The 12,920-nt window shown below is 58.2% G+C and carries 13 protein-coding genes; 9 read left to right on the forward strand and 4 right to left on the reverse strand.

Annotated elements, in window-relative coordinates; translation table 11 throughout:
* Positions 1 to 33: 33 nt before the first annotated feature.
* Genes ATY78_RS12225 through ATY78_RS12245 form a run of 5 tightly spaced genes read left to right on the forward strand, consistent with a single transcriptional unit; the run spans position 34 to position 4,991 of the window.
* A complete protein-coding gene (locus tag ATY78_RS12225; protein ID WP_088682579.1) occupies positions 34 to 552 on the forward strand; it encodes a ubiquinone biosynthesis methyltransferase UbiE in 519 nt (172 codons plus the stop codon).
* Positions 549 to 1,715: a class I SAM-dependent methyltransferase gene (locus ATY78_RS12230; protein ID WP_088682580.1), complete on the forward strand. Its 1,167-nt coding sequence runs from the start codon at positions 549 to 551 to the stop codon at positions 1,713 to 1,715. The genes ATY78_RS12225 and ATY78_RS12230 overlap by 4 nt, the downstream gene beginning before the upstream one ends.
* Positions 1,712 to 4,072: a SpoIIE family protein phosphatase gene (locus ATY78_RS12235; protein ID WP_088682581.1), complete on the forward strand. Its 2,361-nt coding sequence runs from the start codon at positions 1,712 to 1,714 to the stop codon at positions 4,070 to 4,072. Before ATY78_RS12230 ends, ATY78_RS12235 begins: the two co-directional genes overlap by 4 nt.
* Before the next feature lie 4 nt (positions 4,073 to 4,076).
* Positions 4,077 to 4,637, forward strand: a complete 561-nt coding sequence (locus ATY78_RS12240; RefSeq protein WP_088682582.1) for an ATP-binding protein — start codon at positions 4,077 to 4,079, stop codon at positions 4,635 to 4,637.
* A gap of 15 nt (positions 4,638 to 4,652) precedes the next feature.
* Positions 4,653 to 4,991: a hypothetical protein gene (locus ATY78_RS12245; RefSeq protein WP_088682583.1), complete on the forward strand. Its 339-nt coding sequence runs from the start codon at positions 4,653 to 4,655 to the stop codon at positions 4,989 to 4,991.
* A 124-nt stretch (positions 4,992 to 5,115) separates the two neighbouring features.
* Here ATY78_RS12245 and ATY78_RS12250 read toward each other — a convergent pair whose 3' ends face one another.
* Complete coding sequence (locus tag ATY78_RS12250) at positions 5,116 to 6,264, reverse strand: AraC family transcriptional regulator (RefSeq protein ID WP_088682584.1); 1,149 nt, start codon at positions 6,262 to 6,264, stop codon at positions 5,116 to 5,118.
* 667 nt (positions 6,265 to 6,931) lie between these two features.
* Here ATY78_RS12250 and ATY78_RS12255 point away from each other — a divergent pair.
* Positions 6,932 to 7,132, forward strand: a complete 201-nt coding sequence (locus ATY78_RS12255) for a hypothetical protein (protein WP_088682585.1) — start codon at positions 6,932 to 6,934, stop codon at positions 7,130 to 7,132.
* A gap of 360 nt (positions 7,133 to 7,492) precedes the next feature.
* On the opposite strand, the gene ATY78_RS12260 is transcribed toward ATY78_RS12255, so the two are convergent.
* Positions 7,493 to 8,464 carry a quinone oxidoreductase gene (locus ATY78_RS12260; RefSeq protein ID WP_088682586.1) on the reverse strand — a complete coding sequence of 324 codons (972 nt, stop codon included), beginning with the start codon at positions 8,462 to 8,464 and terminating at the stop codon, positions 7,493 to 7,495.
* Positions 8,465 to 8,534: 70 nt separating this feature from the next.
* On the opposite strand from ATY78_RS12260, the gene ATY78_RS12265 reads away from it, so the two are divergent.
* Together ATY78_RS12265 and ATY78_RS12270 are read left to right on the forward strand one after the other, a co-directional pair.
* On the forward strand, positions 8,535 to 9,401 hold the full coding sequence (locus ATY78_RS12265) for a LysR family transcriptional regulator (protein ID WP_088682587.1): 867 nt from the start codon (positions 8,535 to 8,537) through the stop codon (positions 9,399 to 9,401).
* Positions 9,402 to 9,734: 333 nt separating this feature from the next.
* Positions 9,735 to 10,064: a hypothetical protein gene (locus ATY78_RS12270; RefSeq protein ID WP_088682588.1), complete on the forward strand. Its 330-nt coding sequence runs from the start codon at positions 9,735 to 9,737 to the stop codon at positions 10,062 to 10,064.
* Positions 10,065 to 10,093: 29 nt separating this feature from the next.
* Here ATY78_RS12270 and ATY78_RS12275 read toward each other — a convergent pair whose 3' ends face one another.
* Positions 10,094 to 10,996, reverse strand: coding sequence for a proline iminopeptidase-family hydrolase (locus tag ATY78_RS12275; protein ID WP_088682722.1), 903 nt, complete (start codon positions 10,994 to 10,996; stop codon positions 10,094 to 10,096).
* Positions 10,997 to 11,065: 69 nt separating this feature from the next.
* Complete coding sequence (locus ATY78_RS12280) at positions 11,066 to 11,854, reverse strand: LuxR family transcriptional regulator (protein WP_088682589.1); 789 nt, start codon at positions 11,852 to 11,854, stop codon at positions 11,066 to 11,068.
* Positions 11,855 to 11,980: 126 nt separating this feature from the next.
* Here ATY78_RS12280 and ATY78_RS12285 point away from each other — a divergent pair, with 126 nt between their 5' ends.
* A complete protein-coding gene (locus ATY78_RS12285) occupies positions 11,981 to 12,871 on the forward strand; it encodes a proline iminopeptidase-family hydrolase (protein WP_088682590.1) in 891 nt (296 codons plus the stop codon).
* Positions 12,872 to 12,920 lie beyond the last annotated feature (49 nt).

A 12,920-nucleotide genomic window follows, 5' to 3' on the forward strand; every position in this document is an offset into this window, starting at 1 on the left:
TTCCTCGGAGTGAGTACGGGAAGGAGGAACGGCATGCAGGCAACCAGCGACAGGTCAACGGAAGCGGCCTTCAAGCCCCTCCTCCGGTTCGAAATGGACATGGCGACATTTCTTTCCGACTGGCAGCATTGCGATCAGCTGTCGACCTTCATGGCGCAGATGATCAGCCACAATCGCGCCGATCCTATTCGGCATTCCAATTTCTTCTCATTTGCCCTGAATGAACTGCTGGAAGTATCGTTCCGCGGTGGTTCTCCGCAGGGTTCGATAGACTGCACGGTCTATCGACGCGATGCGATGGAACGGGTGAGGCTCAGTTTCACGTGCCCTGCCGAACAGCGAGAATTCTATCGCGAGGCGGTGTCGAGAACCCGTCAAAAAGATGCACTCGCGCGTTATCTCGGTGCAATTTCAATGGACCAGACGCCGAACAGGGAGGTCGTTCTTCTCGATCTGGCAATCAACTTCGATGCTCGCCTGCGTCTGGAGGAGCCCGCTCCAGCATCCATAGCGTTGGTCGTCGACCTGCCGCTTGAAGGGAGCATACGTTGAGCACAGTACCCTTCCTTGCGGAATTCGACTCCAACAGCCAGGAATTTTTCCTGGCGGGCGTGATCCGTCCTCATTCCGTCGATGAGATCGGCTCCAGCATCTGCATCTTCAGGAAGGCTATCGATGATGTCCGAGGCGTTCTTTACATCAATATAAAACGCCTCGTTCAGATGAATAACACCGCGTTTCAGGCTTTTGCCCGCGTTGTGCTGGATACCTGCCGAACAAGAACCGATCTTCGTTTCGTGGTGGTGACTTCAAGCGTCGTCGGTTGGACCGAACACATGTTCAAGCACCTCAGCAGCATCGAGCCGCGGGTAACGGTGGAGGTCTATGATTCCGGATTTTACCCCGGCCAGAGCTTCGTCGAGGATCCAAGCTTCATTCCGATATTGCGCACGCAGACCAAGATGACATGGCGCCACGAGCGCACCATCCTCCCTCGTCACGGCATGCGGAGAGGGATCGTGATGGCCGATATCTGCTGCGGCATCGGCGATTTCGCCCTGCTTGTCAAAAAGGAGTTCCGGCCGGGTCGGATCGTCGCACTCGACCATTCCAGAGCAAGTCTTGCCTATGCCCGCGAGATGGCCGCCAGCTTCGATGTCGCCGATATCGAATATACTTACGGCGACGCCTCGGAAATGCTGCTTGAAGGCAACCAGTTCGACTTGGTGACGTGCCGCCATTCGCTTCAGATATTCAATCGGCCGGATATGATTCTGAAGGAGCTCTTCCGGATCTGCAAGCCGGGCGGGCGGGTATACATAACCAACGAGAAAAATTCGCATTGCCTGGGAGAACCCCGCTCACAAAGCATCCAATGGACCTACAATGAAGTCGCAAAGCTGTTCAGCCACTTCGAAATGGACGTGGAACTCGGCCCGAAAAGCCGCCGATACCTCACCGATGCCGGCTTCGACGATATTCTCATCGAGTCTTTCATGGTCACCAATCTCGATGGCGACCCGCAGGATTTTGCCGATGTCATCGCAGCTTGGGAGAATGTTTATGTTGAGGAAATGGCTGTCAGGCGCGGGGATTCTTCCGACTTCATAGAACGTTTTCGACAGGGTTTCAGGGACCACATTTTTGCAGCCCTTCATCCCAAGGGCTATGCCGGCTGGCCAATCTGGGCGGCGTCAGGACGCAAGCCGTCATGAATGCACCGGCTGGACAGATCGCACGTTTCGGCTTGCACTCGTTTCGTGCAAAGTTCGTTCTCGTCGTCGGCAGCGCCGTGCTGTTCGACCTGCTGGTGACGGGAGGCCTGGCGCTTTGGAACGTGCAAAGGCTCTCTCGTGATGCCACGGCCGAAGTCGGCCAGGGCCTGGAGGAGGCCAATCAAGGTTATATCCGCTCCTACGCTGATATAACCGCGGAACATGTCAACCTGCTCCTGAGCCAGGTCCATTCGGATGTCAGCACATTGGCGGGGGTTCTTCAGGAACAGATCGATCGACCCGATCGAGAAACCCAGATCGGCCAGGCCATGGCTCTTGGTTCTCCGGGAACCGCGGAGGTCGTCTACGATGCGAAAGGAGGATGGGCTCAGAACCTGCCGGGCTCGCCATCCGTCGTCAGCGTCTGGGGTTATCTGCTGGGATCTGATCACCTCCCCGTCCCGGAGGTCCAGAGGGACATCGAAAACAGTGCGGTCCTCGACCTAGTGGCGCCAAGCCTGCTGTCGGACGGCCTTTCCAAGCTTCAGATGTATTATATCGGCCCGAGAGAACGTCCAATCTTCAGGACAGCGCCCTACACCGACCAGGCCCAGACCTTCGACAAGCTCTATCCGGGCCATAACAGCGCGGAGTTCTGGACCTTTTTCTTTCCCGGGCTTTACGAGTCGTGGGAGGAGTGGGGCAGAGACAGGGGAAAACGCCTGGTCAGCAGCGAGATTACCCAGACGGCACCCTATACGGATGCAATCACCGGCAAGCTCATCGTCAGCTTTTTTCAGCCGCTCTGGTCTCCTGACCGAAGAAAAGTCGCCGGCGCTGCCGGAACGGATATCACGCTCGACCAACTGGCCGGGATCGTCGAGAACGTCAAGGTTGCCGACAAGGGCTTCGGCTTCCTGGCCATGTCGGATGGCAACGTGGTTGCCATCAATCCGACCGGCGAGAAAATCATCGGATTGCGGTCATCGAATAATCAGGGCGGTGAAGGTGTCACGGGCCTGAACCGTTCACTGAAAGGGAGTACGCAGTCTGAAGTAGCGCAACTGCCGCTGGGCGAGGATGGGCTGTTGCGCCATATTCTCCTTGATGAAAATGGCGAAAAGGTTCCCTACCTCGTCGTCTTGAAACAGTTGCAGCCGACGAATCTTTGGATTTCCGGCCCTGTGAGGCGTGAAGCCATGCTGCTCGGCATCGTCGTGCCGGAGCGGGAGATTTACGCCTCGCTGTTTGCCGCCCAAGCCGGAATTTCACAGGCGGCAAACCGGATTCTGATCTACCAGATTCTGGCGCTTCTGGTGTCGCTGTGCTTTGTCATCACAGCCATTTTTGCCATATCGAAGCGCATCACACGAGGCATCAGCTCACTCGCCGAAGCCGCCAAACGCATCCAGGCGAAGGATTATTCCGTTCGGGTGGACATACCGACCCGTGATGAGGTTGGAGAAGCCGGGATGGCCTTCAACGGCATGGCTGAACAGATCAGTTTTCATACGGAGAATCTCGAGCAGCTCGTCGACGACAGAACGAAGGAGATCGAAGAAGCGAACCAGCAGATCTCCACCTTGAATAGACAATTGCGCAGCGAAAACCTGCGCCTGGGTGCGGAGCTTGCGGTGGCGCGCCGCATCCAGATGATGGTTCTGCCCAAGACCGGCGAATTGGAAGAAATTCCGGAACTGGAAATCGCAGCTTACATGCGGCCGGCCGACGAGGTGGGGGGCGATTACTACGATGTCTTGAGGGACGGAAAGCGGCTGAAAATCGGCATCGGCGATGTCACGGGACACGGCCTGGAAAGCGGCGTGTTGATGCTGATGGTCCAGTCGATTGCGCGGGCATTGCAGGAGGCTGGCGACATGGAGCCCTCGCAGTTCCTGAACAGGGTGAACCGAGCCATTTATAAAAATCTCGTCAGGACCAGCACCAACAAGCACCTTTCCCTCGCCTTCCTGGATTATGACGGAAGACGCCTGACGCTGTCGGGCCAGCACGAGGAACTGATCGTCGTTCGCAAGCCCGGAAAGGTGGAGCGGATCGACACGCTCGATCTAGGCCTGCCGATTGGACTGGAACCGGATATTTCGTCGTTCGTGGCGACACGCGAGGTATCCTTTGACCGCGACGATATCATCATTCTGCACACGGACGGCGTGACCGAGGCCGAGGATCATAACGGCGAACTCTTTGGCATCGAGCGGCTTTGCGAAAGCGCCGGCCGGCGATACGGCTTGAGCGCCGAGGACGTCAAGGTCGGGATCATCGAGGATTTGATGGCTCATATCGGCACGCAGAAGATCCATGATGACATCACGCTCGTGGTTATGAAACACAGGTGAGTGGATGACGATCCTATATGGACTGGAAGATCTGGCGATCGGAACGGGCGAAAATGTCACGAGGCTGCGTCTTTTCGAGGGGCCTCTCGATCTCGGCTGGAAACATTGCGCGATCACCTCGGATTTCGTCGCCGAGTTTGTCGCCTTGCGCTACCGCACATCCCGCAACCTCTATAGGGAAGTCCGGCATAATGTCGGCTACCTCACGAACGAGCTTGTCGAGAATGCGGTAAAATTCCGCGCGGCCGGCGAAATCGTCGTGGAGGCTTCAGTCGAGAAGAATGTCTTTCGCGCAAAGGTCTCCAATCTTGTCGATGAGGAAGCCTCCCGGAAATTCCAGCATTTGCTTTCGCAAATCACCATAAGCGATCCGGGCGAGCTCCTCATCGAGCGGATAGAGGCGAATGCGAGAGAGGCGGATCCGACCAGCTCAGGTCTCGGACTTCTAACCCTTATGAGCGACTACGGCGTTCACTTTGCATGGGTTTTTGGAGCCGGGAAGCCAGACGGCCGAGTTCCGCTCGAAACCTATGCGTCCATCACAGTTCCAGATGCCTCGAATTGACGAGAGAGGGTGGATATGGAAATCAGGCAAGAAGAATATCACGTCTGGTCGGAAGGTACGGAAATTTACTTCGACGGCACTATGCGCCTGCCCAATACGGAGGCCTATGCGCCTATCTTTTCCCTTGTCATGAGTATTCTGGAAGCGTCACCTGATCGCGTCACCGTCGACCTCACAGGCCTGCAATTTCTCAATTCTTCCGGAATCAACCTGCTCGCGAAGTTCACGATTGAGGTTCGCAACAGGCCGAATGTTCAATTCACGGTACGCGGAAGCTCGGAGTATCCGTGGCAGTCGAAATCCCTTCCGAATTTGAAGAAACTATATCCGGGCGTGGATCTCCGACTTAGCTGAGCAGCGGCCTCGGCCATGACACTAAAGCGCGTCGCGATCTTTCAGATTCGCTCTTCGCGCTTTAGGTCTTTGTTTTACGCATGTCGTTAACGCAAAACCGCCGCACACTTTTGCGCGACATGCTCTAATGTGCCGGCACCAGCCAATCTCCGATCGTTGTCCCTTGACTGCACGCGGGAAGCGTGGCCGGGACAACCGGGCGCTCGGTTGCCACGGTTTTTCTTATGTCACGTGGGCTGAGCCCGAATTCGTGGCTGAACGCGCGCGTAAAATTGGCAGCGGCGTTGAAACCGGCCGCCTCCGCAATCTCGGAGATTTGCCTGTTGTCGGCCGGGTTGCTGAGATCCGCATATGCCTGCAGCAATCGGCGTTTGCGAATGTAATTGAAGACGCCCCCGCTCGCTTCGAACAATTGGTAGAGCCGCGTACGCGAGATGCCCAACGCACGGCACATGACGTCGGGCGTCAAATCGTCTGAATGGAGGTTGAGGTGAACGTAGCGGTGTGCCCGCTCCATCATTCCCATGCCTGCCTGGATCTGGCTCGTATCCGGCCTTGTGGACGAGGCGGCGCATGCGACGACCATATCGGAGATCGTTTGTACGAGGCGCGGCACCTCCCCCGCGGTCACATTGCTCAGGTTTGCTTCCAGGCCGGTAAGATAGCTCGTGAGCAGTTCGGCCAGGCTGCCGGAAAGAACCGTGTTGTTGGCACCCTGGAGAAGGCTCGCATTCGCAGCCAACAATTCATAGGGCAAGAAAACCAGCACGGCGGCTGAATCGATCATCCGCCCGCGATGGGGATAACCGAGAGATCCGAAAAATACCGCACCGGGACCGGCTTCCGTGACCTGACGGTTGACCTCGGTCCAGGCCCGGCCGCTGCGAAGCAGGCCGACGTTCCAATGGTCGATGGGGCTCGATCGCAGCATGGTTTGATCGCGAATGAAACTATATGCCTGCGCGCGCTGCTGGATGATGAGTACGTCGCCAAGGCGCCAGCCGATCTGTTCGGCAAGAAAGCCGTCGTCCGGGGACTTTCCGTCCGGCAGATGCACATCGACGAGCGGCGCCATATGCGCGCGCCAGGCCTGAAATTGCTCTTTCAGCGGCAGATCCTGCGTCGAGAAACGCAAGGGCGCCAGCGCAGGCGGAATATCCGAGCGATGTTCCTTCTGCGTGGCAGGTTCGCGTGGCCAGCGCCGTCGCTCCTTGTGGGCTGGCCATTCCCGTCCCGCGGGGAGGTCATCTCCAGATTCGGACTCCGTATCCATCCAATCCCTCCAGCGCATGAGCCGATCCGGGCTGTTGAAATTGAGAGCAAAACAAACGTTCTCGCGGCCGAAACCTCCGCGCCGCCACCTGAAAAGTAAGCGGTTGAAACGCTACGTGTATAAATTATTTATCATATTCTTTTCCGTGCAGAAATGTACGGAACGATAATTTTCAGGATGCGGGGATAACGACAAATGCAGCCCGATCCTGTATCTAAATAAGCAATGGTTGGCTCCGAACCAGTTCGGAACTTCCAAAATATTCACGTCCCAGCGCCATGTAGTTGCATAGCGCTCTCAAACGTGAAGCGACTTTTCTTCAAAAGAAAACCTGAAAATACGGAAGGATAGTCGTGACTGTCTGAGGGTATTCCTGCGCTCTCTACACAAGATTCGGTCTACGGTGGAATTTTTCGTCATACGACCCTCGTTCACTGAGAAAAAATCTTGTCGCCAGTGATGCAGGTTTCCTCGGATCGCATTTATGCAAGACGCTCCCGACGTCGGACATGGACAAATGACGTCGGAGCAAGGGTTGCGGGCAAGTTGAGGCGCCATCTGTGTCGATGCGTAACGAGCCCGAGGCTTGCACGCAACCCTTACCCATTCCACGCTTCGGCGAATTTCATACGAACCTGCCCTTTCATGCGGCAGAACGGAGGCTGAGATGACCACCATAGACCATGAGAAGCAAATAGAATTGAGCCCGATTTCGAACTGCAGAAGCGAGGTCGAAATCGCGATGGTGGAAATGCTCGTGAATTTGCAGAAACGCGGGTGGCAGGCAGCGGAACTGGCGCTGGCGCTCGCAGATGCCTCCGAAGAACTTGTTATGCTAATGGCGAACAAAATGCCTCGGTCGCACTGATGAGCCGATCGCATGCCAATCGCGTCTGCGTTTGCGGTGTTATTCGCTGCAAGTACCGCTCGCTGGAGTATTCAAGATCCGTTCCTAAATTCTAGAGCACTTCCAGGCAAAGCGCGAAGCGCTTTTGCCGGGAATTGCGTAAAAACAAAAACTTAGAACGGTTACGCGCTTCCGTGAAAAGCTGAACCGCTCTAAGGAGACCACGGACTGCCATCCAGAGTTCAGCCGGCGATACTCTCGCTCTCATGCTTGAACGATGAAACGATCTATGATCGCATTGAATGCAATCGGGCGCCGGCCCCTTACTCCGGCTTCGAGAACCGCCATCAGCCTCACGACAGTCGATCTTGCCTTGCCTAACTATGGTATCAGCAGAATGCTGCCGGCTGACCGTCCGGCTTCCATTTCCTCATGCGCATTCGCGACGTCCGCCAGCCTGTATTCGCCGCCGATCTCAGATACTATGCCCGTTTCCATGGCGCGGATTGCCGCATGTGCGGCCTCGCGATAGCGCCCGATATCGGCGCACCAGGCCATGATGCTCGGATGGGAGAGCGACTTGCCTGGTCGGAGCTCCTCGACCGGGACAGGCGGAATCGGCCCAGCGGCCTGGCCGATCGTGACTGCCTTCCCGAAAGGTCGGACCGAACGGATGCTTTTGATCAGCATCTCGCCGCCAATTCCGTCATAGGCGACATCGACGCCGATCCCGCTTGTAAATTGCTTCACGTGCCCTTCGATATCGGCCTCTCGTCCGACAATCAGATGATCTGCTCCATAGGATTTGGCGAGAGCCGCCTTCTGCGATGTGCTGACGGTGCCGATGACGGTGGCGTTGAGCGACTTTGCCCAGCGAACGAGAATACTCCCAAGCCCGCCTGCCGCCGCGTGGATCAGCACGGTGCTTCCGTCGCCGACGTCGTGGATTTTCTTCAGCAGCAGATAGGCGGTCATGCCCTTGAGCAACGAACTCGCGGCGGGCTTCGCAGAAACGGTTTCGGGCAGCCTCACTACCCTTTCCGCTGCGATGTTCCTGGTCGAGCAATAGGCGCCAACCGGCGGTCCCGCATAGGCTACCCGGTCGCCCGGTTTGAAGTCGGTGACGTCAGGCCCCGTGGCTTCCACCACGCCCGCGGCCTCGGCGCCAATCACCGCAGGATAGGATGGCAGCGGATAGATGCCCTTGCGGTGATAGACATCGAGGAAGTTCGTTCCGATGGCGTGATGACGGATTTTGATCTCGCCCGTGCCCGGCGGATCCGGATATTGATCCTCTATCCGGAACTGAGCGACGTCGCCGGGTGCATTCAGAAATACGATTTGGTCGGTCATCCTCGATCTCCTTTTTTCACACCCAGATTATTCCCTGGGCAGATGTGTGAAAATTCCCTATTGTTGCGCAATGAATGGGAAGAAATTCACAAAGATTGATTGGGACGACCTGCGCCATTTTCTCGCGCTCGCGCAGTCGGGAACGTTGCTCGGTGCCGCCAAACAGATTGGTGTCGAGCACGCCACGATAAGCCGGCGTGTGGCGTCCCTCGAAGCTTCGCTGGGGTGCAAGCTCGTCGATCGCCGCGGGCGGCGTGTCATTCTCACGGACGATGGGGAACGGGTTGCCAAACACGCGGCTGTTGTCGGCCTGCAGACTGCCGCGATCGAGCAGCTTGGCCGAAGCAGCTCGACGGAAGTCAGTGGCCATGTGCGGATCAGCGCCCCACCCGCACTTTCGAGCGTACTCCTGGCGAAACCTGTGGTTTCGATCAGGCAAGCCCATCCGGCCCTGCAGATCACGCTTGTCGGAGAGAAGCGGCTTGCCTCGCTCAATCGGCGCGAGGCTGATATCGCGGTGCGGCTTTCGCGACCGGAGCAAGGCGATTATTCCATCACCAAGCTCGGGGAGATCTCCTTCCACTTCTATGCATCAAAGATCTACCTCGATACCGTTCAGCCGTCCGAATGGACGTTCATCGGCTACGACGAGAGCATGAACGCTTCGCCGCAGCAATTGCGCCTCATCGAGCGGGCCGGCGGTCGGCCGATTGCAGTACGATCATCCATTCTGGAATTCCAGGCCGCCGCCGCGAAGCTTGGCGGCGGTGTCGTCATGCTGCCCGATTTCGCCGTGGCGGAAACCGATGGTCTCTTGCGGATCGACGACGAAGATCCGCTGAGAAGAGAGGTTTGGTTGGTCGTCCATGCCGAGATCAAGGACGTGCCGTCCGTTCGTGCCGTCATGACGGCACTGAAGGCCGCGTTTGAGGGGTAATTCTGCAGGCCGATGCATCGCTTGCGCTCGCATGACTGTATTGCAGCCAGAGCGGTGGAACAGCCTGGCGGTACGAGTTTTGCTCGGAAATTTTCGAGAAGTTGAAGCTCGGTGAAGTGTGAGAGCCGGTATTTTCGTACCGCTCGCTAGCGACTTGCACCGAAGGTTCTGTCCTGCATGCCCCCGAAATCATCGCGAAGTTTCAAGAATTCGAACAAGCTCATATGGCCGTTGTGCATCGAGACCGGAGCCGGTTCCGCACTTCGTTGCGGCGATCAAACGGAACCAACGGCAAAGACGCAAGTTCTCCCTAAATATCTAGGGAGCAAGCAAATGAAGAACCTCTTGAAAGCAGCTCTGGTGTCGGCGGTTCTCGGCTGCATCGCAGTCCCGTTTCCGGCATATGCTCAGGTGGAGTTGCGAATAGGCCCTGGCGGCGTCGATGTGCGGGAGCGTGATTATTACCGAGATCCATACTTCGACCGTCGGCACCGCCGTGGATGTGACGTTCGGGATGCGCTGGACAGCGCCCGCGATGCAGGTCTTCGCAGGCCTCAGATCGTGCGGGAAACCCGTCGGACCATAACGGTTCAGGGCTTCACGCGAAGCGGAAGGCCGGACCGTATCATATTCGCCAATATCCGCGGCTGCCCCGAAGTCTGATCCGGGCGATACGGAGCCGGCAAGAACATTCAATCGTGCCGCGAGAGGAAGCCGGAGACGGTTGCCAGGCAGAGCTGCTTTTCCTCCACATGCGGCATGTGGCTGGACTTTTCGAAGAGCACCCACTCGCAGCCGGGAACGCGTTCGAGATAGGGCCTCACCACGAGGGGCGTCGCTTCGTCGTATTTCCCTGAAATCAGCAGCGTCGGCGCTTCGATGCGGTCGAGCCTGTCTTCGATCGTCCAATCCTTCATCGTCCCGATGACGTGGAATTCGGTCGGGCCGTTCATGTTGCGGTAGACGGTGTTGTCCTCGTCCATGATCCCAAAGGTGCGCGCCACCTCGGGCGGCCACGGCACCACGCGGCAGACATGGCGGTCATAGAAGACGCGCGAGGCGGCGATATAGTCCGGATCGGTGAGGCTTCCCGCCTGTTCGTGCTTCAGCAGTGTGTCCTGCACCTCTTTCGGCAGTTCCCGCCGCAGCCGATTGGCTTCCGCAACCCAGGTGTGCATGTTGGCCGGCGAGTTGGCGATGACGAGGGCCTTCAGGCCCTGTGGCCGGCGCACCGCATGTTCGGCGCCGAGCATGCCTCCCCAGGACTGGCCGAGGAAGGCATAACGGTTCTGAATGCCGAGATGGACAAGCAGCGCATCCAGCTCTTCGAGAAAGAGGCCGACAGTCCAGAAATCCGGCCCTTTTTCAGGAAGGCGGGTGGAATTGCCGTTGCCGAGCTGGTCGTAATGGATGACGGGGCGGCCGTCGAGCGCGGCGATGTCCTTGAAGGAATCGACATAGTTATGCGTGCAGCCCGGCCCGCCATGGGCGACGACGAGAGGCAGCTTGCCGCTTTCCAGCGAACCGGTGACGCGATACCAGGTGCGATAGTCGCGAAAGGGCAAATAGTCTTCACGCGTCGCGATTTCGGCCACCGGCATCTCCATTTCTTGACTAGGTGGAAACCATAACGCGGCGGCAGCGGCGAAGGCAGCTATCACAAGTTATAGGGTGGGCAATGATCGGCCACGCTCTTCGAGCAGGCGGTAGTGGGCCGCGCGCACCACGGCCTGCGTGCGGTTGCGGGCGCCGAGTTTCTTGGCGGCGGCATTGAGGTGCATGACAACGGTCGGCACGGAGCGGCTGATGATGCGCGAGATTTCCTTGGCGGAATAGCCTTCCGCCGAATGGCGCAGGCATTCTCGTTCCCGCTCGGTCAGGCGGATCGTGCCGACGCTGCGTGCCTTCGTGTCGAAGAGCGAATAGGCCGTTTCGTGGAAGACGTGGGCGAGCAGGTTGAAGTCGGCGATGGCGCGCAGCGCATGCCGTTCGAAATCGCGGTCCCCGCTGAAGCGGATACCGGTGACCGTCGCATAGTCGCCGCCCGGCATATGGACCGGCACGGTGACTCCGGTCGACATGTCGCGTTCGCGGAGATAGCGCGTCACCGGCGCGGTGTCGTCGTTCATGAAGCGGTTGATCAGCGTGTCGGCATCCGTGTCGTAGTTCCAGAAGAACGGCGCGCTGCTGCGCAGCGCCACCTGCTGGACCGGGTCGATGCGGAAATAGCCGCGATCGAACCAGTAGTCGTGCATGTCGTCGGCGATGTTCCGGAGTTTCAGCAGCGACGGGATCATGATCGCGCCGTCGAGGTCGTAGGGCACCGGCGTATAATCATAGATCAGGGCTTCGAAGCCCAGCTGCTTCATCCCCTCGAAGGCCTGGTCGATGCAGCCGTCCAGCGTTTCATGCGCCGTAAACTGCCGTCTGATCGTTCCGATGTCGTCAAGCATGGGCGTTCCCCGGTTCGGCATGCGCCCTACCTATCACTTCTTATAGCTGGCACGGCACGCGATTTACGGTAAAAAATTAACCACGCCCAAATATTGAGCAAGGGATATTTTCTGCTGGAGCAATCAATGTGGCGTGAAATACAGCCGGACGCGCGATTTGAGATCGATGTCGATGGCTATCGCGTGGTTGCCTATAGCTTCGGGGCCGGCGACGAGACGGTTTTCTGCCTGAACGGCGGTCCCGGCCTGCCTTGCGATTACCTGCGCGAAGCCCACTCCTGCCTGATCGACAAGGGCTACCGCGTCGTCGCCTTCGACCAGCTCGGCACCGGCGCCTCCGACCGGCCGGACGACCTCTCGCTCTGGACGATCGGCCGGTATGTCGAGGAGACCGAGACGGTGCGCAAGACGCTGGGGCTCGGAAAGGTCCACATGCTCGGCCATTCCTGGGGCGGGTGGCTGGCGATCGAATATGCGCTGACCTATCCCGAAAATCTCAAGACGCTGATCCTGGAAGATACCGTCGCCGACATGCCGCATCTGATCTCGGAACTGGAGCGGCTGCGGGCAGCGCTCGGTCCGGAAACGGTGTCGATGATGCAGAAGCACGAGGCGCAGGGCACCTACGATCATCCGGAATATCTCGCCGCCGTCACCATCCTCAACTATCGCCATGTCTGCCGCTTGCCCGAATGGCCGGCGCCGGTGCGCCGTTCGCTCGACGACTGGAACATGGCGCCTTACGCGACGATGCAGGGCCCCAATGAGTTTCTCTATATCGGCAACCTCAAGGATTGGAACCGCATCCCCGATCTGCCGCGGCTGACGCTGCCCGTGCTGATCACCACGGGAGAGCATGACGAGCTGACGCCGGCCTGCGCGCTGAGGATGAAGCTCGCGCTGCCGAATGCCGAGCTCAAGGTATTTGCCAATGCCAGCCACATGCCCTTCTATGAGAACCCGCAGGATTATTATCCGGCGCTTCTCGATTTCCTCGCCCGGCAGAAGGCAGCCTGATGCAAGTGAAAGCGGCTCAAACCGGACGAAGACAGAGGGGTGGCCGCCG

Source organism: Rhizobium sp. R635, from assembly GCF_002211285.1.
Taxonomy (GTDB): domain Bacteria; phylum Pseudomonadota; class Alphaproteobacteria; order Rhizobiales; family Rhizobiaceae; genus Rhizobium.